The sequence below is a fragment of the Pseudaminobacter soli (ex Li et al. 2025) genome, assembly GCF_003012705.1.
Taxonomy (GTDB): Bacteria; Pseudomonadota; Alphaproteobacteria; order Rhizobiales; family Rhizobiaceae; genus Pseudaminobacter; species Pseudaminobacter soli.
Map to the genome: position 1 here is coordinate 1 of NZ_PXYL01000017.1, position 21,443 is coordinate 21,443.

26 protein-coding genes and 1 pseudogene are annotated in these 21,443 nt (G+C 60.3%); 17 read left to right on the forward strand and 10 right to left on the reverse strand.

Annotation, left to right across the window (positions count from 1 at the left end):
- The first annotated feature begins 499 nt into the window (after positions 1 to 499).
- The 4 genes from C7I85_RS23820 to C7I85_RS23835 all read left to right on the forward strand — a co-directional run bounded on the left by C7I85_RS23820 (position 500) and on the right by C7I85_RS23835 (position 4,591).
- Positions 500 to 1,012 carry a hypothetical protein gene (locus tag C7I85_RS23820; RefSeq protein WP_106726515.1) on the forward strand — a complete coding sequence of 171 codons (513 nt, stop codon included), beginning with the start codon at positions 500 to 502 and terminating at the stop codon, positions 1,010 to 1,012.
- Positions 1,013 to 1,015: 3 nt separating this feature from the next.
- Complete coding sequence (locus C7I85_RS23825; protein ID WP_106726516.1) at positions 1,016 to 2,245, forward strand: HlyD family secretion protein; 1,230 nt, start codon at positions 1,016 to 1,018, stop codon at positions 2,243 to 2,245.
- A gap of 618 nt (positions 2,246 to 2,863) precedes the next feature.
- Positions 2,864 to 3,862, forward strand: a complete 999-nt coding sequence (locus tag C7I85_RS23830; RefSeq protein WP_146148933.1) for a BA14K family protein — start codon at positions 2,864 to 2,866, stop codon at positions 3,860 to 3,862.
- 261 nt (positions 3,863 to 4,123) lie between these two features.
- On the forward strand, positions 4,124 to 4,591 hold the full coding sequence (locus tag C7I85_RS23835; protein ID WP_181257333.1) for a Spy/CpxP family protein refolding chaperone: 468 nt from the start codon (positions 4,124 to 4,126) through the stop codon (positions 4,589 to 4,591).
- A gap of 294 nt (positions 4,592 to 4,885) precedes the next feature.
- Here C7I85_RS23835 and C7I85_RS23840 read toward each other — a convergent pair whose 3' ends face one another.
- Complete coding sequence (locus C7I85_RS23840; protein ID WP_146148934.1) at positions 4,886 to 5,407, reverse strand: hypothetical protein; 522 nt, start codon at positions 5,405 to 5,407, stop codon at positions 4,886 to 4,888.
- A 73-nt stretch (positions 5,408 to 5,480) separates the two neighbouring features.
- Entirely contained in the window at positions 5,481 to 5,936 is a 456-nt protein-coding gene (locus C7I85_RS23845) for a hypothetical protein (RefSeq protein WP_106726520.1), read from the reverse strand.
- Between the two features lie 644 nt (positions 5,937 to 6,580).
- Between C7I85_RS23845 and C7I85_RS23850 the strand changes: the two genes are divergently transcribed.
- Positions 6,581 to 7,680, forward strand: a protein-coding gene (locus tag C7I85_RS23850) for an IS3 family transposase (protein WP_106726521.1) whose coding sequence is annotated in 2 segments (ribosomal slippage) — positions 6,581 to 6,833 and positions 6,833 to 7,680 — 1,101 coding nt in all. Because the reading frame shifts where the segments join, the coding sequence is not laid out codon by codon here.
- A gap of 3 nt (positions 7,681 to 7,683) precedes the next feature.
- Here the strand turns inward: C7I85_RS23850 and C7I85_RS23855 are convergent.
- Positions 7,684 to 8,124, reverse strand: a complete 441-nt coding sequence (locus C7I85_RS23855; RefSeq protein ID WP_106726522.1) for a hypothetical protein — start codon at positions 8,122 to 8,124, stop codon at positions 7,684 to 7,686.
- Positions 8,125 to 8,288: 164 nt separating this feature from the next.
- On the opposite strand from C7I85_RS23855, the gene C7I85_RS23860 reads away from it, so the two are divergent.
- The 3 genes from C7I85_RS23860 (at position 8,289) to C7I85_RS23865 (ending at position 10,146) form a co-directional block, all read left to right on the forward strand.
- Positions 8,289 to 9,125 carry a universal stress protein gene (locus C7I85_RS23860; RefSeq protein ID WP_106726523.1) on the forward strand — a complete coding sequence of 279 codons (837 nt, stop codon included), beginning with the start codon at positions 8,289 to 8,291 and terminating at the stop codon, positions 9,123 to 9,125.
- A gap of 187 nt (positions 9,126 to 9,312) precedes the next feature.
- Complete coding sequence (locus tag C7I85_RS30635) at positions 9,313 to 9,570, forward strand: hypothetical protein (RefSeq protein WP_146148935.1); 258 nt, start codon at positions 9,313 to 9,315, stop codon at positions 9,568 to 9,570.
- A gap of 129 nt (positions 9,571 to 9,699) precedes the next feature.
- On the forward strand, positions 9,700 to 10,146 hold the full coding sequence (locus C7I85_RS23865; protein WP_106726524.1) for a pyridoxamine 5'-phosphate oxidase family protein: 447 nt from the start codon (positions 9,700 to 9,702) through the stop codon (positions 10,144 to 10,146).
- Between the two features lie 37 nt (positions 10,147 to 10,183).
- Here the strand turns inward: C7I85_RS23865 and C7I85_RS23870 are convergent, their stop codons facing one another.
- Positions 10,184 to 10,585, reverse strand: a complete 402-nt coding sequence (locus C7I85_RS23870) for a c-type cytochrome (RefSeq protein WP_245445074.1) — start codon at positions 10,583 to 10,585, stop codon at positions 10,184 to 10,186.
- A 39-nt stretch (positions 10,586 to 10,624) separates the two neighbouring features.
- On the opposite strand from C7I85_RS23870, the gene C7I85_RS23875 reads away from it, so the two are divergent.
- Complete coding sequence (locus tag C7I85_RS23875) at positions 10,625 to 11,749, forward strand: ribose-phosphate diphosphokinase (RefSeq protein WP_245445075.1); 1,125 nt, start codon at positions 10,625 to 10,627, stop codon at positions 11,747 to 11,749.
- On the opposite strand, the gene C7I85_RS23880 is transcribed toward C7I85_RS23875, so the two are convergent.
- Complete coding sequence (locus tag C7I85_RS23880) at positions 11,694 to 12,737, reverse strand: hypothetical protein (protein WP_106726526.1); 1,044 nt, start codon at positions 12,735 to 12,737, stop codon at positions 11,694 to 11,696. The genes C7I85_RS23875 and C7I85_RS23880 overlap by 56 nt on opposite strands.
- 88 nt (positions 12,738 to 12,825) lie before the next feature.
- Complete coding sequence (locus C7I85_RS23885; RefSeq protein WP_106726527.1) at positions 12,826 to 13,263, reverse strand: universal stress protein; 438 nt, start codon at positions 13,261 to 13,263, stop codon at positions 12,826 to 12,828.
- Between the two features lie 264 nt (positions 13,264 to 13,527).
- Between C7I85_RS23885 and C7I85_RS23890 the strand changes: the two genes are divergently transcribed.
- On the forward strand, positions 13,528 to 14,388 hold the full coding sequence (locus tag C7I85_RS23890) for a universal stress protein (RefSeq protein WP_245445076.1): 861 nt from the start codon (positions 13,528 to 13,530) through the stop codon (positions 14,386 to 14,388).
- A gap of 104 nt (positions 14,389 to 14,492) precedes the next feature.
- On the opposite strand, the gene C7I85_RS32325 is transcribed toward C7I85_RS23890, so the two are convergent.
- Positions 14,493 to 14,678: a cation-transporting P-type ATPase gene (locus tag C7I85_RS32325; RefSeq protein WP_146148945.1), complete on the reverse strand. Its 186-nt coding sequence runs from the start codon at positions 14,676 to 14,678 to the stop codon at positions 14,493 to 14,495.
- Positions 14,679 to 15,139: 461 nt separating this feature from the next.
- Here C7I85_RS32325 and C7I85_RS23905 point away from each other — a divergent pair, with 461 nt between their 5' ends.
- Positions 15,140 to 15,604 carry a mobile mystery protein A gene (locus C7I85_RS23905; protein ID WP_106726529.1) on the forward strand — a complete coding sequence of 155 codons (465 nt, stop codon included), beginning with the start codon at positions 15,140 to 15,142 and terminating at the stop codon, positions 15,602 to 15,604.
- A complete protein-coding gene (locus C7I85_RS23910) occupies positions 15,601 to 16,191 on the forward strand; it encodes a mobile mystery protein B (RefSeq protein WP_106726530.1) in 591 nt (196 codons plus the stop codon). The genes C7I85_RS23905 and C7I85_RS23910 overlap by 4 nt, the downstream gene beginning before the upstream one ends.
- A 790-nt stretch (positions 16,192 to 16,981) precedes the next feature.
- Here the strand turns inward: C7I85_RS23910 and C7I85_RS23915 are convergent.
- Complete coding sequence (locus C7I85_RS23915; RefSeq protein ID WP_245445077.1) at positions 16,982 to 17,242, reverse strand: GMC oxidoreductase; 261 nt, start codon at positions 17,240 to 17,242, stop codon at positions 16,982 to 16,984.
- 85 nt (positions 17,243 to 17,327) lie between these two features.
- On the opposite strand from C7I85_RS23915, the pseudogene C7I85_RS23920 reads away from it, so the two are divergent.
- Both C7I85_RS23920 and C7I85_RS23925 read left to right on the forward strand, forming a co-directional pair.
- Positions 17,328 to 17,960 (forward strand): annotated as a pseudogene (locus tag C7I85_RS23920) (IS3 family transposase); the annotation flags it as partial.
- Positions 17,961 to 18,034: 74 nt separating this feature from the next.
- Positions 18,035 to 18,439 (forward strand): BRO-N domain-containing protein, encoded by a 405-nt coding sequence (locus tag C7I85_RS23925; protein WP_106726532.1) that lies wholly within the window; start codon positions 18,035 to 18,037, stop codon positions 18,437 to 18,439.
- Here the strand turns inward: C7I85_RS23925 and C7I85_RS32330 are convergent.
- Positions 18,403 to 18,519 (reverse strand): twin-arginine translocation signal domain-containing protein, encoded by a 117-nt coding sequence (locus tag C7I85_RS32330; RefSeq protein ID WP_146148936.1) that lies wholly within the window; start codon positions 18,517 to 18,519, stop codon positions 18,403 to 18,405. The genes C7I85_RS23925 and C7I85_RS32330 overlap by 37 nt on opposite strands.
- Before the next feature lie 126 nt (positions 18,520 to 18,645).
- On the opposite strand from C7I85_RS32330, the gene C7I85_RS23930 reads away from it, so the two are divergent.
- The 3 genes from C7I85_RS23930 to C7I85_RS23940 all read left to right on the forward strand — a co-directional run bounded on the left by C7I85_RS23930 (position 18,646) and on the right by C7I85_RS23940 (position 20,055).
- Positions 18,646 to 19,143 (forward strand): YqhA family protein, encoded by a 498-nt coding sequence (locus C7I85_RS23930; protein ID WP_106726533.1) that lies wholly within the window; start codon positions 18,646 to 18,648, stop codon positions 19,141 to 19,143.
- A 195-nt stretch (positions 19,144 to 19,338) separates the two neighbouring features.
- Positions 19,339 to 19,533, forward strand: coding sequence for a hypothetical protein (locus C7I85_RS23935; RefSeq protein ID WP_106726534.1), 195 nt, complete (start codon positions 19,339 to 19,341; stop codon positions 19,531 to 19,533).
- Positions 19,534 to 19,602: 69 nt separating this feature from the next.
- A complete protein-coding gene (locus tag C7I85_RS23940) occupies positions 19,603 to 20,055 on the forward strand; it encodes a Rha family transcriptional regulator (RefSeq protein WP_245445078.1) in 453 nt (150 codons plus the stop codon).
- Positions 20,056 to 20,460: 405 nt separating this feature from the next.
- Here C7I85_RS23940 and C7I85_RS23945 read toward each other — a convergent pair whose 3' ends face one another.
- Entirely contained in the window at positions 20,461 to 21,387 is a 927-nt protein-coding gene (locus tag C7I85_RS23945) for a patatin-like phospholipase family protein (protein WP_245445079.1), read from the reverse strand.
- Positions 21,388 to 21,443: the final 56 nt, after the last annotated feature.

The window sequence follows — 21,443 nt, forward strand, 5'->3', positions numbered from 1 at the left end:
GCCGACCTTGCCAGCCGTGCGCAGGGCGGTCATCAACGCACTCGCTATACCGACAGCACAGATCCGATGTCCGCACTGTCGACGTCACTTTCAAAGCCCAAATTCCATTCTGCCAAAGTAGTGCTAGTCTAGCTAGTACTCAGACGTCGCTTTGGGCCGAAATTTGGCGCAGACCGTCGAGGACCCCTTCGGGACGCTCAAGGCCTGGATGGGCAGTGCACTCGGTCAGGTCGAGACATTCACTACGTCGCTCTGGAACGCCCGCTTGCGCTCATGTGCGCCGCAGCAAAAATATCGTGAGGCACGCCGCACTTCCTTGGACGTTCTTCCTATATAATTGGATCGAGGAACGACTGCGGAGCGAAGCGCGAAGCTAGGGGTAAGCCCAAAGGTGCCTCGCGATCTCGACCGGGGTCGAAGCCCACCTATTCTCCGCTTGCTTCAGTGTCAGGCGTTTTGACGGCCAAGTGCTTGCTGCTCTTGAAAGGGGAGCTCAGACATGGCGCAGTCGTTGCATCCAGCGGCAGTGGATCATCTGCCCATATTCATCACCGCGCCAGGGCAGACGGATGTTCTCCTCGTCGTGATGGCCATATTCATTCTGGTGATCATCTTCCTGGTCGGAGTCCTGTACTTTCGGCTTCACGCCCTTCCCGAGCACATGGCGCATGGTGCCAGCAAGCGGCAGCTACAGCTGGTTGCCGTGCTGGCGCTGATTGCTCTGTTTACGCACAACCATCTCTTCTGGATCGCGGCACTGCTCCTGGCACTGATTGAGTTTCCGGACTTTTCAAGTCCCATGAACTCAATTGCCAGATCGCTTCGGAGGATTGCCGGCCAAGGCACCCCGCCGCCCGAGCCGTTGCCGACGGAAGCCCAGGGGACGCCCGCAACAGCCCATGCCGCCCAGACGGAGTCTCAAAAGCCGCACGCTCTCCAGACCGAACCTCAGGTGTCGCCGGTCGAACGCGACCCCGCTCCTGGCGACGAACTTTCCGAGCGCAGGGGATGAGCCATGCTTGAATTCATGATCTGCTCCCTGCTTACGATCTTTCCGGACTATCTCTTCCGCCGCTATGTCCAGGGCAAGAGAATTGGGCAAGAGATCAACCTCTATTCGATGTGGTTCGAGCTGCGGTGGGGCATTACCGCTTGCGTGATCCTCACGCTTTCGCTGATCACGGCGATCTTCTTTTTCCACCCTTCCACCAGCAACGTCACGGCCATCTTCCGCACCGTCACCATCCTGCCGCAAACGAACGGCCGCGTCGCGGAGGTCTATGTCGGCACCAACGACAAGGTGGCGGAAGGCGCTCCACTATTCCGACTGGACGACGCGAAGCAAAAGGCCGCCGTCGAAACCGCCCGGCGACGCGTGGCAGAAATAGATGCCGAGACAAGTGTGACGGAAACCGAACTGGCGGAAGCCGATGGTTTGATCACGCAGGCCGAAGGTGCCTATCAACAGGCCGTAGATGAATATGAGACGAAGGTCGAACTGAACAAGCGCAATCCGAACGTCGTGGCCAGGCGTGAGATCGAGAAGCTCCAAGTCGCGACAGAATCAAAAAAGGGCGGAGTAGCCGCGGCGATAGCGAACAAAACGACGTTGGAAACCAAAATCTCCTCGCTCCTGCCGGCGCAGAAAGCGAGCGCAGAAGCGGAATTGGCGCAGGCGCAGGTGGAGCTGGAAAAGACTGTTGTCCGCGCCGGCACGGCAGGAACAGTTCAGCAGTTTGCGCTACGGCCGGGCGATATCGTCAATCCGTTGATCCGCTCTGCCGGCATCCTGATACCCGACAATCGCCGCGTAGCTCTGGTCGCAGGCTTCGGCCAGATCGAGTCCCAGGTCATCAGGCAAGGGATGATTGCCGAAGCGACTTGCATCGGCAAGCCTTTCACCATCATTCCGATGGTCGTGACCGAGGTCCAGTCTGTCATTGCCGCCGGCCAAGTCCGCCCGACGGATCAGCTCGTCGATGTGCAGCAGATGGCACGTGAAGGAACGCTGACCACCTATCTGGAGCCGCTCTACGAGGGACAACTCGACGACATTCCTCCGGGCAGCAGTTGCATCGCCAACGCCTATACAAGCAACCATGACGAGTTGGAGCACGGGAACCTGAGCACCCCGCGCTGGTTCGTCCTGCATATGATCGATACGGTCGGATTGGTACATGCCATGGTTTTGCGCCTGCAAGCGATTCTTCTGCCGATCCAGACGCTGGTTCTGACAGGGCATTGAGAAGTTCCTCGATACGCCCTACGCCCGAAGCGACGATCAGGGCAGTGCGCGTCAGCCAGAATTTGAGGAAACTCGGTCGGCTGGTGCGAGAAGACCGCAAAATCCAACCTCCTGCAATCACACCTCACGGCGGGAAGGGCACGCCATGTACGATCAACCCACCGTGGACGCGGCGGCGGCCAATGCCGCGCGTCTGGGGATTGAGGAAACCACTCCATTCGACCTGACCTGGCCGAGACGACAGCGGAGGCAAGCCGCTCCACGCCTGAACGAAACATCTTCGCGCGATGATAGCCCGCATCAGTCTCCGAGGCGGGGTTTTCTTCGTGCCGGAGCTTCTGTTTCCCCTGACATGACCGACAACTCTGTCGGAGCTAAACTGCAATTGCGAATGAGCCATTTTCGCCCATCTGAACGGCTCGCCTCGGTCTCCGGGCGGGCGATATCCTCATGAACCGCCTCCGGAAAAGCCAGTCCGGGGGAACTATCCCCTTTGCGATGCGTTCACTCCAAACGTCCGATTTGGGGCCAGCCCTCACGGTTATCGCGTAGAGGCCGATCTTCCCCACGATCACCGCAGGCTATGGCCGAGCGGACGATTTCCGTTGGAGAAGGACAATGAGACGCTATCTCTCAACACTCGCATGTTCGGGGATGCTGACCATTGGCGTGCTGTCAGGATTTACAGCGTCGGCGATGGCTATTCCTGCCTTCAATCCAAACATTGCTCCGAAAGTCGCCGCGGCCGACGAGGCGTTCCATACGCCTCCAGCGCAACCGACGACCGATGGCACCATTTGGAATCTCACCTGCGCCGCTGGAAGTTGCGACCAGGGTGGCCTGCAGTCGGCCGTTCTGTTGCGCAATCCCGGAGATCTTGGCGGTAGCGTGCAGCTTATCCGCGGCGGCGATCGCGGCGGCGGCGATCGTGCCACCTACCTGCGTGGCGGCGGCCGGTACGGTATCGGCGGAGGCGGCTGGCGCGGCAATAACTGGCGTGGCGGTCGGTACGGTATCGGTGCCGGCGGCTGGCGTGGCAACTACTGGCGTGGCGGCCGATACGGTATCGGTGGCGTCGGCTGGCGCGGCAACTACTGGCGTGGCGGTCGATACGGTATCGGTGGTGTCGGCTGGCGCGGCAACTACTGGCGTGGCGGCCGGTACGGTATTGGTGGCGTCGGCTGGCGTGGTAACTACTGGCGCGGCGGCTGGCGCGGTGTCGCCCCCGTCGGCTGGCGCGGCAACTACTGGCGTGGCGGCTTCCACGGCTTTGGTGGCAGCGGTGCCATCCACAGCTTTGGTGGCGGCGGTGGCTTCTACGGCATGGGCGGCCCCAACTACACTGGCGGCTGGTACGGCATCGGTGCCGGCGGCTGGCGCAACAATTACTGGAACAACAACTGGAACAACAACTGGGGAGGCGGTGGCTTCTTTGGCTTTGGCCTGCCACTCTTCGGCGCGGCCACCACTTATGCGGCGGCGCCGGTTGCGACGACCCCGGTGTTGACGACTGCGCATGTCGCCTGGTGCTTTGGTCGCTTTCGGACGTATAGCGCTGCCGACAACACATTCCAGCCCAGGTTTGGACCGCGTGTTCAATGCGTTTCGCCTTTTTGATGTACGGGCTTAACGGTTCAACGGAATAGAGACGGCGCCGCTTGCGGCGCCGTTTCCTTTAAGCCTTCTGCCTTTCTGCTCCTATCACCTTTTGGATGTTGTCCGGCTTGCTACCATCGGTGACCTCAGATGCAACACGCCGCAAATCCAGGTTGCAGGTGGGCAGCCGCCGGGGCAGGGCGAAATTTGGCACCGCTCCCGGAACGGACGCCCGACCAAGCGTTGAGCGCTGCCTGCATTGCTTAGCAAATGGAGATCACGATGCTTAGAGCAGCAATTGTAGGGGTCACGGCCCTTCTTATCAGTTCGTCGACGTTAGCCTATGCGCAAACCGCTGCGCCCACGGATGCGCAGGGAGCTTCGAACGACTGGAAGGAATTAACCGATGTACGGATCGACCTGATCAAAGCGGCGTTGCAATTGACGCCGGAGCAGCAAAAATTGTGGCCAGCAGTTGAGTCGGCTATAAGGGCGCGGGCCGAAGTCCGGCGCGATCGCATCGAAAACCTGCAAAAGATGCGCAGCGATCAGCCCGATTTCTTCGATATCCTGCGTAATCGCGCCAACAACATGGCGCAGCGGGCCAACGGACTAAAGCAATACGCCGATGCCTGGGAGCCGCTCTACAAGACCCTCGATGACAAGCAAAAGGCGCGGCTGCGCTTCGTGGCGATGCTTGCCGCACACGAAGCTCGAGAGTGGATCGCAGAGGAAGGCGGCGGCGAGTAACGCAACTCGGCGCCCTCGCCCGCTATCCTACAAGCGTGCGCCTGTCAGAACTGGCCGGAAACAGCCCGCCTCGGTCTCCGGGGCGGGCTTTTGCGTCTAAATCGCCCAAGTCCGTCAAGACCTTGTCGACCACGTCGGGCCACGATATGGCGTCTACGGTTTAGTACTCCGTGCCGCAGCATCAAATGCCCAGGCAACAGGGCCGATGGAACATCAACGATCGCGACGCGTTTGGTCTGCATTCCTGCTACGGCACTGGCGCCTTCTCGATCGACGCCAGTCGAGCCTGTCGTCTCACCCGAGGCGGCGGGCTCCTTTTTGCGTTTCAGGCTTGGAATTTGGCCGCTTTCCCCCTGACGGGGCGCGGCGCTCGTTCTTCCTGGAGCCCTTGGCGGGCTCCGCAGCCTCCCTTGCGATAGCGGAATGGCCGCATTCTGGCGGCACCGTCCCAGAACCGGACGGTTCGCATACGCCCCAAGGCTGCCAGTCAGCATCGCGCCCAATGTCGGCCATACAGGCAAAGTTTTTCTCCGCCCAGAAGCAGACATCGCGGGGCACGATGCAGAAGGTCGTGGTCGCGCCACGCCGCGTGTACGTTTCCACCATTGCTGTCGAAGTAACGAAGTGCGCGCCCGATGCCGCAACTTCCGACGCAAGCAAGTCTACCTTGTCTGCGAATTCAAACTGGCCCCGAATTACAAGGATGGTTTGCGGTCCGGCGTCAGCCAGCCTTTCGATGGTGACGGCGGCTTGGGCGGCAGAAATCGACGCCAAAAGGCCCAGCAATACACTCGACAATGCCGAACAGAAGCGCACCAAATGTCCCCGGTTTGTTAATCAGCGCATAGAAGCATATCCCGTAAGGACAGTCGCAATCATCCAAACTCTGTCACTGGCTTTGGCCGTAGCGAGAAAGGAAGCGTTGCTGAGCTTCCTCGATTTCATTCAAGGGATAGCAGCCGACCACCCACGAGTAGTTGATAGCTGCACCGTGGAAGGCGGTCTCTGCAATTCCCATAACGGACCTGCTCACCGTCCATTGGAGGAGAGAACCTCCAATGATTCCCTTCTTACAGCCAAATCGCACACATTCGAGCGCAACGGATTTGGAGACCTGGGTGCAGCTAAATCCCAGGGTGCGGAGTTTCGCAGCCATCGCGGCTTCGTTGCCGTCCACTTCGGCAGCCAGTTTCTGTACGAACGCGTCGTAGTCATCGAGGTGCAGCGGCAATGGAGCGAGTGCGTCGTGGTGGTGGTCTTCAGCACGCGCCATGCTGCAGCTGCCGAGGCAGGCCACGAGGATGAGTGCCAGACCGCTTGGCGTTCTGAACCTCGATTGCTTCATGGCTCTCACTCCATATCCGGCACCTGCCCGGCCAAGACTGTGTCGTCGGCTCTCCTTGTCGCCGAGCGACCACCTCACCGATATTAAGTTCCTATTGTACAAGAACAATCAGAATTGTAAGCACAACCAAAATCGTAGAGGAAAGCCCAGCGCAAATCGAATAAAGTGGCATCACTTTGTTGTACTCAGCGCGAAATGATTCCGGAATTTCCTTATTTTTCCAATCTATATGTACGTATCCAGAGCCTGTTCCCCATGCGAACTTTCTATAGCCTCCCTACTTCCGCGCAAGTTTCTCCCGTTTCACGTTCCAGATTTTCTGGATGGCGAATGTAAAGACAGCCCATCCCATAAATACGGCGAAAAGCCACATAGAACCCTCCAAGGTTCACACTGTTACCGCTTGCCGGCCGTGGGCGTTCATTGAGGCCCTGGCAGTTCGATGGGTTGCTCTGGTCTAGCATGCTGCTCAACGTGCTGAATAAGTGCCTCTCGAATTTTGGCTCTCATCTGCTCGAACTCGTTGCTAACCTCAGAGAGCCTGTCACTATTGAGCAGGGCATCTGACGTGCCCCCGCAGAATTGGACCAGTTTGAATTGGAATTTTCCACTTATGATCCCGGTGTCGGGAGAGGGAGAGTTCCATGAAAGCATCGAAGTTCACGGAGGCGCAGATCGCCTTTGTCTTGAAGCAGGCCGCGGATGGCGCGCCGGTGGCTGAAGTCTGCCGGAAGGCGGGCATCAGCGACGCGACTTTTTATAACTGGCGCAAGAAATACGCCGGGCTGATGCCCTCGGAGATGCGACGTCTGCGTCAGCTCGAGGAGGAGAATGCCAAGCTGAAGCGGATCGTGGCCGATCTGTCGCTCGACAAGGCCATGCTTCAGGATGTGCTGTCAAAAAAGCTCTGAGGCCTGCCCGCAAGCGTGACCTTGTCGACAGGCTGCGGCGCGAATGGAAAGTGTCGGCCAGGCGTGCCTGCGCGACGCTGCGGATCGACCGTTCGCTCTATGTCTACAAGTCCAAGCGCGGCGGTCAGGCCGACCTGAAGCAACGGATCAAGGAGATCTGCGAGACCCGCGTACGCTACGGCTATCGCCGCGTGCACGTTCTGCTGCGCCGGGACGGCTGGGCGGTGAACCCGAAGCGGATCTATCGTCTTTACAAGGAGATGGGGCTGCAATTGCGCAACAAGGCCCCCAAACGTCGGGTTAAGGCGAAGCTGCGTCAGGATCGCACCGCAGCCGTCCAGATCAACGAGACCTGGGCCATGGACTTTGTCCACGACCAACTGGCCACCGGTCGCAAGATCCGGATCCTGACCATCGTCGATACCTATTCCCGGTTCTCGCCGGCCGTCGATCCGCGGTTCAGTTACCGCGGGGAAGATGTCGTGCTGACGCTTGAGCGGATCTGCGGCAATGTCGGCTATCCGAAGACCATACGGGTCGACCAGGGCTCGGAGTTCGTCAGCCGCGATCTCGACCTGTGGGCCTATCAGAAAGGCGTTACGCTCGACTTCTCGCGGCCGGGCAAGCCGACGGACAACAGCTTCATTGAGTCGTTCAATGGCAAGTTCAGGTCAGAGTGCCTGAACACGCACTGGTTCATGAGCCTTGACGATGCCCGCGCGAAAATGGAGGAATGGCGTAGAGACTACAATGAGGTCCGGCCACACAGCGCGATCGGCAACAAGCCGCCGATTTCGCTCATGAACGGCTCGCCGGCATCCCCGCCGGCATGAGCCTTAACCCCGGAAAATTCCAGCTCCCGCTGGCCCAAATACGGGGTGCACTTCACAACGGCTCAAGAGCCTACTTCGGGGAGGACCACTTTTCAGGGGGCAGACCAGATCAGGTCGGCTGTTCGCGCTGCGTCTGCCAGAAATTGCGTCGGATCGAAGACCGAGGACTCCCATTTGCGATTTCACTGCGACGCCCGATAGGGCCTTGTCGAATTCGGCTTCAAGCTCCTTGTGGCGTGCTTCTATCTCCTTGCGTTCGACGACCATCGCCTCACCGTCGAACACCATGCCGTCTGCCGCAACCACCGGCAGCGGGATGTCGGTGCCGCATAATCCCGTCAGATGGGCATCGAAATCTCTTGCCAATGCTGCAGCATAGCCGACGATGGGGCCAACGGCGGCGCAGTCGATGTCGATGTTCACGAAGATGGATTTGTAGGACATGGCGCTTCTCCCGGACTGCCTTGCGCTCGCCAGTATAGATATAGGCGCGCAAGGCGCCTTGACGCGGATCAAGCCGGTGGCTGCCCCTCGCGTTGCCAGGGCGGGAAAATTCGCGCTCGGGCTCTAATTGAGGATTCCGTGCAGGATCAAAAGGAACCGCTTCAATGTGGGTGAAGACCGTTTTCAGCGTCATCGGCGTCAACAGGTTCGAAACCGATCTGCAGATTGCAGCCGACCTCTGTGCCGATGCCGGCGCGCATCTCAGCATTCTCGTCGTCGCGCTAGCGTCTCCGCCACCGATCGGAGGTTATGCGGCCGTCCTCTCCGATCCATGGCGCGAGGAGCGCGAGAACGACCTGGTCAAGCTGGGCGAATGCAGTGAGCAGGTCGAAAGCCTGATCGCCAAGATCCCGGTCTCCGCCGACCTCGATCGGGAGTATACCGAAATGGCCTGGGCCGATTTGATCATCGGCGAACGCGCCCGCTATGCCGACCTCGCCGTTATCGGGCCGGATCTTCTGAGTGAAGGCGAGTTGAGAAGTCGCGCCATAGACGGGGCGCTGTTCACATCCGGCAAGCCGCTTCTCATCCTGCCTGGACAATGGACGTCGGCGCTGCACCCGAAGACCGTGTTGCTGGCCTGGGATTCGCGTCTTGCCGCGGTGAGAGCGGCCCACGAGGCGCTCGACATCATGCGCAAGGCCGATCAGGTGCATGTCACCATCGTCGATCCGGAAGCGACGACCGGACGGGACGGCCCCGAACCCGGCGCGGATATCGCCGCCTATCTGGCGCGTCACGACATCAACGTCATTGTCGACAGGCTTCCAAGTGCGGGTATCGCCGTTGCCGATGTGCTGCGGCGGCACGCCGGCGACATCGCCGCCGACATTGTAGTCATGGGGGCCTATGGCCACTCGCGCATGCGCGAAAGGATCTTCGGCGGCGTAACCAGAGCGATGATCGAAAAGATCACGCTACCCTTGTTCCTGGCACGCTGAGACAATACTGATGCTCCAGGCTCGCCGTCTCGGATGAGACGATGCTTTTCCTGCCAGCTACCGGAACTAGCGTGAGGACAGCATTCTCGTCGACTCTGTGTATCATAGGGCGCATGATCACTAGTCGGCACTTTAGGCGGTGTCGATTTTGGGCCAACGTCCCTAGCCCCGACCAAAGGAGGACATCATGTCTTCCAACTCGAACATGATCAGCCGCCTTATAGCTGAAGTGCGCGAATCCCAAACATTCCGTAACCATGCCAAGGAAACTGCCGCTGAACGTTTTCTCGCACAGGATGTCGCGAAAAATCACACAGCCGAAACGGAACTTCGCAGGAAGCTGGCCGCATATCTTGATGAATGGGAAATCAAACAAGAATGCCCACTGCCTCGCGGGAGACGACGGGCGTCTGACACGAAGATGTGCCCGCGTAGGGCGCGTTAAGCGAGCGCAGTGGCTCAACTCGCTAGCCGTTCTCTTGTCCCTCCGGGGCAACAAGCCGGCATGACGGTAGCCATGGGCAGCTCCGGCCGCAGGACACCGGATCAGCGCCATCGAACGAGGAGAGCCACGATGCATATCCGCACATTGTCGGGTTTCGAATGCACGGACCTGCTTGCCGGAAATCGGGTCGCCTTCCTGGCTTGTACGAAGGACGATCAGCCTTACGTCGTTCCGATCCACTACGCCTATTCCGATGGCCACGTCTATGCCTTCTCGATGCCCGGCAAGAAGATCGAATGGATGCGGGCCAATCCGCGCGTTTCCGTTTTCGTGAAGCAGCAAGGCGCGGGAAAGGCATGGAAAAGCGTGGTGGCCGAGGGCCACTACGAGGAACTGCCGGACGAGATCGGCCACAAGGTCGTTCGCGAGCATGCTTGGTCGGTGCTGAGCAAGCACTACGACTGGTGGGAGCCGGGAGCCTTGAAGCCGTTCGAACAGCCGCCGTCCCGCGATTCATCGCACGTCTTTTTCCGTATCCTCGTGGAGCAGATGTCAGGTCGGGAGGCCAGGGAATGACGCGACAAGCTGCCGACCTACGGAATGAGATTGCGCGTCAACGCTGCTGAATGCTGCGGATGTAATAGGCGAGAGCAAGGATCCGGTCCTCGGCGCTAACGGCGCTGTTGGTGGCTTCGTGGTCGCTACGAAATATCTTGCCCCATACCGGCATCTCCCGCGCCCCATGCCCCGCCACTTCAACGCGTCCGTCGATCGTCGCAATGACCTTGTCTTGTGGGAAACGACCGCCATTGTTTTTGGCAAGCACGGTCAGGTCGGCCGGCTTCTTCACCAACAGTTCAGCCATGATCCCGTTGCCGCGACCGCTGATGCCGTGGCAGCTGGCGCAATAGGTCCGGAACTCCTCTTGTCCGTTTGGCCTCTCCTGGGCGGCCAGGATGCAGGCCGGAAAGGCAGCTGCCAGCAAGACGAACAGCCCGAAAATCTCTTTCTTCATTGTCGGCATCCCTCGCGACGCTGTGCCTATGGTCGCGGGGTGGAAGCCTTCCGCGCAAGTCAGGGAAAGCCCGCCTGCCGCTGTGGGGGGGCGGGTGGGTGCCCGGTGCGGTTAGGTAATTCTGTCCAGCTCAGGCCGAAGTGGCCCAATCAATCTCCGGGCTGGATGTGGTATAAGGGGTTTATGAAGCTGTTCGCGCTGAAGGGCTCGGAAATCCTTGGTGCTTCCGTTGCGCGCGCACTGTGGACCGAACTCGACCCATGCGAGGAGCGGGATTTCGAGGACGGCGAACACAAGGCGCGGCCCATGGTCAGCGTGCGCGGCGAGGATGTGTACGTCCTGCACAGTCTCGCCGAAAGCCCCGGTTCTTCGGTGAACGACAAGCTCTGCAAGCTTCTGTTCTTCATTGCCACCTGCCGCGACAACGGGGCGAGCCGGGTCACCGCCCTGGTTCCATATCTCGCCTACGCCCGGAAGGATCGCCAGACCAAGGCCCGCGATCCGATCACTACGCGCTACATCGCCCAGTTATTCGAAGCCGTCGGGACCGGTCGGGTGGTCGGCCTCGAGGTGCACAATTTCGCTGCCTTCCAGAACGCCTTCCGCTGCGAGACCGTGCATCTCGACGCGCGCCGGCTCTTTTGCCCGGAAATTCGTTCCCTCGCGGACAGCCTGCCTGTGGTGTTCTTCTCGCCCGATGGCGGAGGCATGAAGCGGGTGCAACTCCTGAAAGAGGCCTTCGAGGCCGATACCGGGCTGACCACGAGCTTCGGCTTCATGGAAAAGCGGCGCAGCCGCGGCGTCGTCTCGGGCGATTTGTTCGCCGGCGACGTGAAGGGGGCGGCCGTCTTCATCGTCGACGACATGATCAACACCGGCGGCACCATCCTGCGCGCGGCCGAAGCCTGCCGTGACCGGGGCGCCGAAAGCGTTCATGCCGTGGCCACGCACGGGCTTTTCGGTGCCGGGGTCGAGCAGTTGTTCGAAAGCCTCGCGCTCGATCGCATCCTGGTCACCGACAGCGTCGCCGCGGCCTCGGAAGCAGTCATGAACTTCCCGCAGGCACGGATCGATGTCCTGCCGGTGGGGCCGCTGATCGGAGAAGCGGTCAGACGTCTCCATACGCACGGTTCGATCGGCGACCTGCTGGGGATGGAAGATTGAGGCATTGCGCGTCGGCTGCCGCGACGTAGCGGATCGCAAGCGGGTGCCATTTTTCGCCATGCCGCACCGGGTGTTCCAAAAGATGAGCGACGCACAGCCGGGCCCGCAACAGCGCGCGGAAGCCGCCATAGAGCGCAAGCAGCGGGGCATCGGGCGCGTTGCCGATGCCCCGCTCCAGCATCCTGCGCAGCAACGGCCGGATCCATGTCGCGCCAAGCACGTCGCATTCGATCCCCAGATAGTTCACCTCGTCATAGGGATCGACGATGCGCATCGTATGGTTGAATTCGAGGCAGTCGATAATCTGTGGCGGATCGGTGAGGCAGATATGCTCCGGACGCAGGTCGCCATGCCCTTCGACGATAGTGCCGCGGCGGACACGCTCTTCGATGGCAGGCCCGAGTTGCTCCAGCGCATGGTCCACCTTGTCGAGTGCGCTCTGCCCGAGTCCAGGTAATCCCAGTTCTGGCCGGCCGAGTATGCGGCGGTTGATCAATTGCTCCCCGGCAAGATAGCGCACATAGGTTTCGCCCGCTCCAAGCTCGCGCGGACAGCGGGCGTAGAAGTCGACCAGCCGGTCGCCCACCCGTTCGATTTCGTGGCGCGTTGCGCTGCCGTGCCGGATGCGCGCATCCAGCATGTCCGATGCCGGCAGCCGGCGCATCTCTACCAGCCAGTCGATGATGTGTCCCGCGCCGGACAGCGACATGTGTCCCGTTTCGTCGCAGCGAAGCGCAACCACGGCAAGATAGGTGTTCTCCGCCAGACGGCTGTTGAGCTTCAGCTCCTCGCGGCAAAAGTAGAACCGCCGCGGTAGGCTGCTGAAATCGAGGAATGGATATCTGACCGGTTTCTTGAGCTTGTAGACGCGGCTGTCGGTCAGGAAGACCCACGACATGTGGGTCTCGCGGGCTTCGACACGCCGGGTCGCGCCGCCATAGGACGACGGGTCGCTGAGGAACTTCACCTTCTCGGCCAAATGCGTCATCTGAAGCCCTGCCGCCTGACCAGTGTCCGATCACGTTTCAGCTGCGCATTTGTTCCGCACTCCCGACGTCGCTGCTTCGGCGAGCCGGCTACCTGTAAACCAGCACCGGGATGGTGGAATGGGTCAGCACCTTCACGGTCTCGCTGCCCAGCAGCAGCGCGGACGCGACCTTGCGACCGTGTGAGGCCATGGCAATCAGGTCGCAGCCATTGTCGGTCGCGATTTCAATGATGGCCTTGTAGGGCTGGTCGCTCAGCACCATGAGCGCTTGGCAAGGCACGCCCAGGGTCTTTGCCTTCAGCTCGGCTTCCGTAAGATACTTCGACGCCTCTTCGCGCGACAGCCGCTCGTATTCCTCCTTTGTCTTGGAGAGCTGCTTGCTCTCGGTCGAGAAAACACGGAATGGCTCGACCACCGTCAGAACCGTGACCTTGGCGCCGGCGTCCCTGGCAAAAGCCAAGCTCTTTTCGGTCGCGACCGAAGAGAGCGGAGACCCGTCCGTGGGAATGAGAATATGGTTGTACATCGCCTCACACTCCTCGACTTTTCTAGCCGAAGCGAGGCTGGGCCGCGTTGACTGGCTCGTCCCGAGCCGGCGCTTCACAAGCTCCTGCTGCTCCAGGCTCTTTGAAGTATATGGTTAGCTGGGATTATTTGTAGGAGCGCCCCTGCTCAAAACCGGCTGGAAGCCAGTCGGAGCCGCGCTACTTTCAAGTGAGCCCTGTCGCTACTTGCAACAGGGCACGGCTGACGATGATGCCTGCAGTAGCCTTGTGGGAGTTTGAGCAGCATGGAACCTGAAAGCGGTGGCGCCAACCTTGCTTCCCTGACGTGCATGCTGGCCGGCATATCCGCGCAGGCGGACTTCGAAGGGACCTCGGCATTGAGATACGCCACGGCGCTCGCGGCCCGAGACGGCTTCGAGCTCTCGCTCTATGTCTTCGCGCCGGCGGTCGACTCTCCGGCGCAACTCAGTTCGACCGCGGCATTGGACTGGGAGGAGCGAGAGACGGCACGGTCCGAGGAACTGTCGCGCTCGACCCTCCAGGCGGCCCGAGAATTGATTGCCGGAGCTGGTGTTGGACTGTTCGCCGACTATGCGTCTTCGCCCGGGCACGGTCCGGTTCCCTTCCTGCATGCGGCGCGCGTTCACGACCTGACGGTTCTGGACGCGGCAGGACCGGACAATGCGCCGGCCCGGAACGCGATTGAAAGCGCGCTGTTCGACTCCGGACGGCCGCTGCTCATCGTTCCGGCGCAGGGTGCCCTGCAGCCGCCGCGTCGCATCCTGATCGCCTGGGACGGAAGTGCGCGCTCGGGGCGTGCCGTGAAGGAGGCGATGCCGTTTCTGACGCTCGCCGACAAGGTGACGGCGCTGACGGTGACCGGCGAAAAGGACCTGTCGCAGATGACGCCGGGCGCCGGCTTGAAAACCTATCTCGCGCGACATGGCATAGGCTGCGAGCTCGCTGCCCTTTCCGGAAAGGCTGGCGATGCGGCTGATTTGATCCGCCGCTTTGCCGCCAGCGAAGCCATGGACATGCTGGTCATGGGCGCATTCGTCCATTCCTGGCTGCGGGAGGCCATTCTGGGCGGTGTCACCAGGTCGTTCCTCGGCGATTGCCCGCTGCCGCTGCTGATGGCGCACTGAAACTAATTGGCATTAGCTTCTCACGCCGTTGTCGGCCACGGCGTGCGCGCCTTCAGGGCCATAGATTTACTCCTGGGTGAAGCTCAAAATGCAGCTTGCCAGCACTATCGCATCGATAATGGCGGCCTCGTTGACCCAGCTACAATGGTGGGCATCTTTGCCGCGAACATCAGGATCAGCACCAGCGGGCTGCGGAACTGCCGTGCAAAGGCGGCAAGTGCCGTGCTGCGTGATGCCTGTCCGACCGTATTCGACCATATTTGCCGACGCGTTCTCGCGCAGCTGGGCAGGAAAGCCCGTTCTCGTTAGATTGCAGTTCGGCGAGGAGGCCGGCGGCTGGCCGCGGCCAGTAGGCATCGTCGTGCCCACCCAGACGCCAGCGGTGCGGAAAAGGAAGAAGCGAAGTCTTCCGCGGTGGTATTTGCCTCGTTGTCGGGGCGAGTGTTGTCCGCGACCGTGGCGGCGTAACCGGCAACCGCTAACCATAAAACACTCGCAACGGTGAGAACCGTTCGGGCCTGCTCGCCGTCCCCAAGTGGGCTGAGCATCCCTTCGACAGCTCGTTGAGGAATCTGCCGTCGGTCCCAGGCACTCGGCGAGCGATTGCAGGTATCGCGCTCCGCGCCGTTGGCAGTATGTTGCTCATATATGTATGAGCGTGATGTGGAAAACTGATCATACATGAGTGAGCGGAATAGATTGTTCTGCTCACATATATATGTTAGTTTGCGCCCGAAATGGACACCTATATATGAGCGAAAAGCAATCCAGGCTCGCCAGAAAGAACCTCGATAAGCGGCTTTCTCCCTTGAGAGCCGAGCGCATTGTGACGCCATCGCGTGGCTGGACGAAAGCCATTCGGGAGGCCTTGGGCATGACAACACGCCAGCTCGCCGAGCGCATGGGCGTGGCCCCCTCCCGGGTGACGGCTATCGAGAAAGCGGAAGCCACGGGCGCGATCACCCTAAAGACCTTACGCGAGACAGCCGAAGCGCTCGACTGTCAGTTCGTCTATGCTTTTGTCCCGACCAAGCCCCTCGACGACATTCTCTATGATCAGGCCGAGCGCAAAGTGAGGAACGAACTTGCGCATCTCAATCACACGATGCGTCTCGAAAACCAGGCGGTGAATGTGGAGGACCTTGAAGGGCAAAAGCGCCGCATCGTGGCGGACTACCTCGCGTACTTTTCGCGGAAGCTGTGGGACAAGGAATGAGCGATCCGCTTTTTGAGGGTGACGACGACGGGAACACGCCGCTCGAACCCGAGGAGCGGGAACAGCTCATTCCTTCCTACATCACGATGCGCGACGAGCTGAACGAGGCGGAGCTCGCCAACATCGCCGACGCCGTTCGCTGGGTCGGGCGGCGAAAGCGCAAGGTGCTCGACCAAGGCTTCCTGAACGAACTGCACAAGCAGATGTATGGCGATGTGTGGAAGTGGGCCGGCACGTATCGCACGACGGCGCGCAATATCGGCATCGATGCCTATCGTATTCCGGTTGAATATTATCAGGCGATCGACGACGCGAAATATTGGGTCGAGCACTCGACGTTTCCGGCGGTGGAAATCGCGATCCGTTTCAGCCACCGAGTCGTTGCGATCCATCCCTATCCCAACGGGAATGGCCGCTTCTCGCGCATGATCGGCGACCTGCTTGCGATCGAACTCGGTCAGCCGCGGTTCACCTGGGGACAGATCAATCTCGTCGATCCGTCCGCAACCCGAAAAGAGTATATCGCGGCGCTCAAAGCCGCCGACGCAGGCGACTACGGCCCCCTGCTGGCGTTCGCTCGCTCGTGAAGCCCCACGGATCATTGATGCTCAGTTGCCAGACCCGTTCCTGCCGGTCACGAAATAGACGTTGCCGGGTGTGATCGAATTGAGAAGGGCGTCGAATTTCCGCTCCTCAGAGTTGTCCGTCGTAGAGATCATTCACGGGGCGCCATCGTGAAAGCATTGCCGCCTCTTGGGCGATCTTGTCTGTTTAGAATGCAACGTGCCACGAGGTCTCTGCCTCTGGATACGCTGATCGCGTTGCTGCGCGCTCCGAGGACTACCGGTGCGAGCAACGCTCGTGTCGCAACATGGCCATCATGACCATCCGTTTCTAGGCTCAGCTTTGCCGGTTGGCAAAGTCGAACGAATGCAAGTTTCGGGTGGTGACGGTAGCACTCCAAATGGCCAATATGGGGTCGTGAACGGAATGGCTGCTTTCAGATGATTTCGCCCGAAAGCGGACTGACCCGTTTCGGCCCCAAACCTGCCGGGCGGCAACGCGCTCATGTCGGTCATTCCGCCGGCCGCCCCAGTCCTCCAGAAGCGGACATCGCTGGTGCCAGCGCCACGGACGAGGTCCCGCCAGTTGCATGACGTTGATGGCATTTCTCAATAGCGGACCTTGCCCAATCCGGGACCAATTAGGTCAAGCCGTTCGATGATCGCGGAGATCTGCGAAGTCAGGAACGACGCATCAAAGTGCGTCGTTCCTGCTCATGCGAGAGATCAAATAGCGGTGACCTCATTCTGTGTCCAACAGGATATCGGCCATCCGCTCGCCGATGAAGACGCAGCTCGCCATTGTGGCGCAACTCTATATCTTCGGCATGATCGAGCCGTCTGCCATCCGCAACCCCTCCATTCCACGCAGCTTTAGTTTGGCATCCACCACGGAAGCGTCGTCCGCACCCATGCGGCACGTGCCGACCTGGTGGAAGAAGGTCGTCGCGCCGTTGCGCACGAAGTCGGCCTTCGCCTTGTCGTCCAGACCGCGTCCCGGCGCCACCTCGCGCTTCACCCACGGGGCGAGCGCAGGTGCGTTGCCGATTTGGCGGCAGAGGTCGATGCCTTTCATCAGCGCCGTCACGTCGTCAGGATGGCTGAGGAACCTACTACGAGAACGTTGCCAAACGCCTGGACGTGGATCGGTTGTCGGTCCGCGCCCGATGGGACTTCAGGGGATATTCCGGGGCAAGCCGATCCGCACGACGATCCCGGACAAAACGGCTCCCAGCCCGCTCGATCGGGTGAACCGCCAGTTCAAGGCTCCTGCGCCGAACAGGCTCTGGGTTTCGGATTTCACCTATGTGGCCACTTGGCAAGGCTTCGTCTATGTGGCCTTCGTCATCGACGCCTTCGCGCGCCGGATTGTCGGCTGGCGGGTGAGCCGGACGGCGCATGCCGGGTTCGTCCTCGATGCCTTGGAACAGGCGCTTCATGAGCGGCGTCCCGTTCATGGCGGCGGCCTAATTCACCACTCGGACAGGGGCGTTCAATACGTGTCGATCAAGTATTCGGAGCGACTGGCCGAGGCAGGCATCGAGCCTTCCGTCGGAAGCGTCGGCGACTCTTACGACAACGCCCTCACCGAAACGATCAATGGCCTCTACAAGGCCGAGGTCATCCATCGGCGCGGCCCATGGCGCAGCTTCGAAGCGGTTGAATTCGCCACCTTGGAATGGGTCGACTGGTTCAACCATCGACGGCTTCTGGAGCCCATCGGCAACATTCCGCCAGCCGAAGCCGAGGAGCAACATTACGCCATGCTGGACGAGCCAGCCTTGGACGCATAACTTAAACCAACCAGCCTCCGGCAAACCCGGCGCGGTTCAACGCCTTCGACTTCGGCGGCATTGAGCTGCGGCTCATGTTGATAGCGGGCGAGCCATGGTTCGCTGATGCTGACATCCGCCGCGCCCTCGACGTGGCCAAGCACGGCAAGCGTCTCAATTACCTTGCCTCGGATGAATTTCAGGTTGTCCGTAAGTGTGGAAAATCCTCACTTAAAGGCAGAGGCCTCACGGTGGTCTCCGAGAGCGGGTTCTACAAGCTAGTCCTCCGCTCCACCAAGTCCGAGGCCCACAAGTTCCAGGACTGGGTGACCCGCGAAGTCCTCCCCTCCATCCGCAAGACGGGCGGCTACCTCCTGAACGAGGAAGCCCGCAAGACCGCTCATGCTGATGACCGGCAAAGCATGCCGCTGCCCGAACTGTTCGCCCAGGTGATGCAGGAAGCTTACCACGGTGGCTGCTGCACGTGCCTGGGCCGATAAGCTGGGAACAGCACACCGGCTGCAAACGCTCCTCCGGAGACAAGCAGTCCCCTCTTCAAAAAGCCTCGCCGTGTCGTCATATTTGAACTCCTTGCACGATCTGGTGGTTGTGATCTGGCTCCTGACAATCAACGAATGGCCCCGTTTCGGCACGAAGGCATGGATAGGATCCTTTGGCCAGCTGCGGCACATGAAAGGCAACTCCCATGAGGGCGTCATCTTTTTTCGGCATCCTGGCTCGGTTCCGCTGGTTTCTGATTGTCTTTTATGGCGGGCTGGCGCTCTCACTTGTCGGCTTTTCGATCATTTTCCTGCGCAAGCTCGCGTCATTCCTTCTTGACATCCCTTATATGGACGACATCGATGCCGTCCTGAGGGCCCTCGGATTGATCGACGCCACGCTGGTGGCGGGCCTCATCGTCATGGTCATGCTGTCTGGCTACGCCAATTTCGTACAGCCCTCCAACGAGGTTTCCGAGAAAAGCTGGTTCAGCAGCCTGAGTTTCGCCGGTCTGAAAACGAAATTCTCCGGGACCATCGCCGTGATCTCCGCCATCAATCTGCTCGAAATGTCGCTCGACATCCCCAATCTAAACGTCACCAAGATCTTGTTGTTGTGTGGTGTGCAGATCGTCCTGCTCTTGGTCTTTCTGGCATTCGCCCTTGCAGAAAAGATGTCGCACGGATCTGATGGCCTCAGTTGACCGCTCCACCCTCGCAAGAACATGATTTGTCCGATTACCGCCATGCCGCTGCCCGAGGTCTTCGCCCAGACAATCGCCCAGGACTCGTAGAGCCTCCTCTGGTTGCCTCCTGGCCTCCATGAGGGTGTGCCTCGAAAGAGCCCGAAGCCTCTCCATGGCCTTCCCTGAGCCGCTGAGATGGGGTTAGTATTCCCCATGGACAGCATCTCGCGATACCACATCACGGTCACCGAGGACGGCCTCTGGAACGTGCTCGACAGCTCCACAGGTGGGCCTGTCGAACTCAATCTCGATGGCAACTTCGTGCTGCTCTACAGGCTTCCCGAGGGGGACGCCAAGGCGTTGTCCAAGTGGCTCAACGGCCTGGATCGCACCTACAATCCCCGCTGAGGGGCCGGGCTATTTTTCAGCAAGATTCCGAGGCGGCAATCGACTAAACGGCAACGCGCGAGTCCCTCCGTGGCCCCCGCTTTGATTACCAACAGCGTCCAGTCGCACCGCCGTTTCCCTTCCGCTCTTACCACCCTCGTCCCCATCGTCACCACCAAGGACGGACAGGTCTTCGCCAACAGCCCGGTCGTGGCCGAGTTCTTCGGCAAGAACCACCGCGACGTTATTCGGTCGATTGACGAACTCATCGAGCAGGGTGTGCGCAGTTTTGCGCAGGCCCCCTATCTGCACCCGCAGAACGGCCAAGCCTACGGTGCCTTCGACATGACGCGGGACGGCTTCACGCTCCTCGCCATGGGCCGATGCTCTCACGGCTGCCATGACCGAGGCTGCACGGGAGTGGCTGAAACGCTGATCTCATGCAACAGCCCGACAGTGAGTGTGGGCACCTCGCTGGCGGCTCGGATCAACTCGGAGATGAAGGCAGCAGGTGTCGCGGCGCCACCGTTTTCCCCGACATGATCTGCATTTGGTTCTGAGATAATTTGACGACGTTAACGGTAGCCATCTTCGCCCATGTAGCCCGTCTCGTCCCCCAACGAGGCGGGCTATTTCATTGTGGCGAGACCGAAAGCTCACTCGATAGATTGCATCTGTGCGCACTACTTTCATTGAATTGCCACTCGGCCTCCGCGTTGGGGAATTTACTTTGATATGCCACTGTTTAACCTGACATGACGGGAAGTTCATTTGACGGTAATTTCTCTGCTTGGTCTGCGAGAGTTGGACCGTCCTCTCCAAAGGAAAAGGCCCGTTCCGGTTCGCTGGAGCGGGCTTTTGTCATTTCAAGCTCTCGGTGACGAAGCCAATTCGAGAACATATTCACAGTGTGTGCACTGCCGTGTGGTCAAAGAGACCGTGGATTGCTTACGGGCTGTTGTTCGCTGCGCCGCTGAGAATGTCCCTAGCTGGTTCGTTCGTCTGGCGCATGTGCCGGTGGATGCTCAACTGCGTAAGGACACCGGGGCGTTCGAAACCGCCTGCTGCGAACCAGGCGTCGGTGCTCTTGGCGGCCCACTCGATCAACTCGCTCGTGTGGGAGAAGTCATAGGGTGATCCGACGAGCGGGCAAAGCGGCGGAACCACAAAGAAGTCGATGCTGTCATCGAGAGCTTCCAGTTCCGCCACCAATTGCCGCGTGATCAGCAAGGTTAGCGCATGCAGCGCGCTGGCGACCGCTCCCACCGGCGGCTTGTCGAGTGCGCAGGCGTATCCGGTGGGCAGGACGATCAGCCGCCGCGCGCCACGCGCGACCGCCACCTTGACCGGCGTGTTGCTCGATACGGCGCCGTCGGCAAGATAGAGGTTGTTGAAACGGACCGGTGCGAAAGCTGCCGGTATTGCGGCGCTTGCTATGATCGCCTGCGCGGCCGGCCCCGCCGACAGCACGACACAGCCGCCCGTTAGAACATCGGTCGTGACGATATGCACCGGGATTTTCGCTTCCTCCAGATTGCGATAAGCGAGGTTCCGCTCGACGAGCCGGCGCAATGCATCGGACGTGACGAGGAAATCCCGCCGGTACAGGAATCCGACCGTCGTCCTCAACCGCAGAGGAAACACATCGCGCCGCCGCAAGCCGCGCCAGATGGTCTCCAGCCGCCGAACGCCTTCGATCGTGGGGTCGCCGGCATAATAGGCTCCGTTCAGCGCGCCGACACTCGAGCCGACGACCATGTCGGCGACGATGCCGCGGCTGGCGAGTGAACGCAGCATGCCAACCTGAATGGCGCCGAAGCTGCCGCCGCCGGCAAGGACAAACGCGGTTTTGGGTGGTGCAACATCGCTGGACACGGACGCGACTCCCAAATTGCAGGATCGCGGCTCACCCGCCGCGATCCTGCGTTGCA

Bases quoted from the DNA above. Each gene is read 5' to 3' on its own strand.
- C7I85_RS23910 (WP_106726530.1), top strand. From the start codon at position 15,601: ATGAGCGATCCGCTTTTTGAGGGTGACGACGACGGGAACACGCCGCTC.
- C7I85_RS23830 (WP_146148933.1), top strand. From the start codon at position 2,864: ATGAGACGCTATCTCTCAACACTCGCATGTTCGGGGATGCTGACCATT.
- C7I85_RS23880 (WP_106726526.1), bottom strand. From the start codon at position 12,737: ATGACGCATTTGGCCGAGAAGGTGAAGTTCCTCAGCGACCCGTCGTCC.
- C7I85_RS23835 (WP_181257333.1), top strand. From the start codon at position 4,124: ATGCTTAGAGCAGCAATTGTAGGGGTCACGGCCCTTCTTATCAGTTCG.
- C7I85_RS23930 (WP_106726533.1), top strand. From the start codon at position 18,646: ATGAGGGCGTCATCTTTTTTCGGCATCCTGGCTCGGTTCCGCTGGTTT.
- C7I85_RS23870 (WP_245445074.1), bottom strand. From the start codon at position 10,585: ATGAAGAAAGAGATTTTCGGGCTGTTCGTCTTGCTGGCAGCTGCCTTT.
- C7I85_RS23890 (WP_245445076.1), top strand. From the start codon at position 13,528: ATGGAACCTGAAAGCGGTGGCGCCAACCTTGCTTCCCTGACGTGCATG.
- C7I85_RS23845 (WP_106726520.1), bottom strand. From the start codon at position 5,936: ATGAAGCAATCGAGGTTCAGAACGCCAAGCGGTCTGGCACTCATCCTC.
- C7I85_RS23915 (WP_245445077.1), bottom strand. From the start codon at position 17,242: ATGAAAGGCATCGACCTCTGCCGCCAAATCGGCAACGCACCTGCGCTC.
- C7I85_RS23865 (WP_106726524.1), top strand. From the start codon at position 9,700: ATGCATATCCGCACATTGTCGGGTTTCGAATGCACGGACCTGCTTGCC.
- C7I85_RS23855 (WP_106726522.1), bottom strand. From the start codon at position 8,124: ATGTCCTACAAATCCATCTTCGTGAACATCGACATCGACTGCGCCGCC.
- C7I85_RS23825 (WP_106726516.1), top strand. From the start codon at position 1,016: ATGCTTGAATTCATGATCTGCTCCCTGCTTACGATCTTTCCGGACTAT.
- C7I85_RS30635 (WP_146148935.1), top strand. From the start codon at position 9,313: ATGTCTTCCAACTCGAACATGATCAGCCGCCTTATAGCTGAAGTGCGC.
- C7I85_RS23905 (WP_106726529.1), top strand. From the start codon at position 15,140: ATGAGCGAAAAGCAATCCAGGCTCGCCAGAAAGAACCTCGATAAGCGG.
- C7I85_RS32330 (WP_146148936.1), bottom strand. From the start codon at position 18,519: ATGACGACACGGCGAGGCTTTTTGAAGAGGGGACTGCTTGTCTCCGGA.
- C7I85_RS23885 (WP_106726527.1), bottom strand. From the start codon at position 13,263: ATGTACAACCATATTCTCATTCCCACGGACGGGTCTCCGCTCTCTTCG.
- C7I85_RS23860 (WP_106726523.1), top strand. From the start codon at position 8,289: ATGTGGGTGAAGACCGTTTTCAGCGTCATCGGCGTCAACAGGTTCGAA.
- C7I85_RS23925 (WP_106726532.1), top strand. From the start codon at position 18,035: ATGTTGATAGCGGGCGAGCCATGGTTCGCTGATGCTGACATCCGCCGC.
- C7I85_RS23935 (WP_106726534.1), top strand. From the start codon at position 19,339: ATGGACAGCATCTCGCGATACCACATCACGGTCACCGAGGACGGCCTC.
- C7I85_RS23820 (WP_106726515.1), top strand. From the start codon at position 500: ATGGCGCAGTCGTTGCATCCAGCGGCAGTGGATCATCTGCCCATATTC.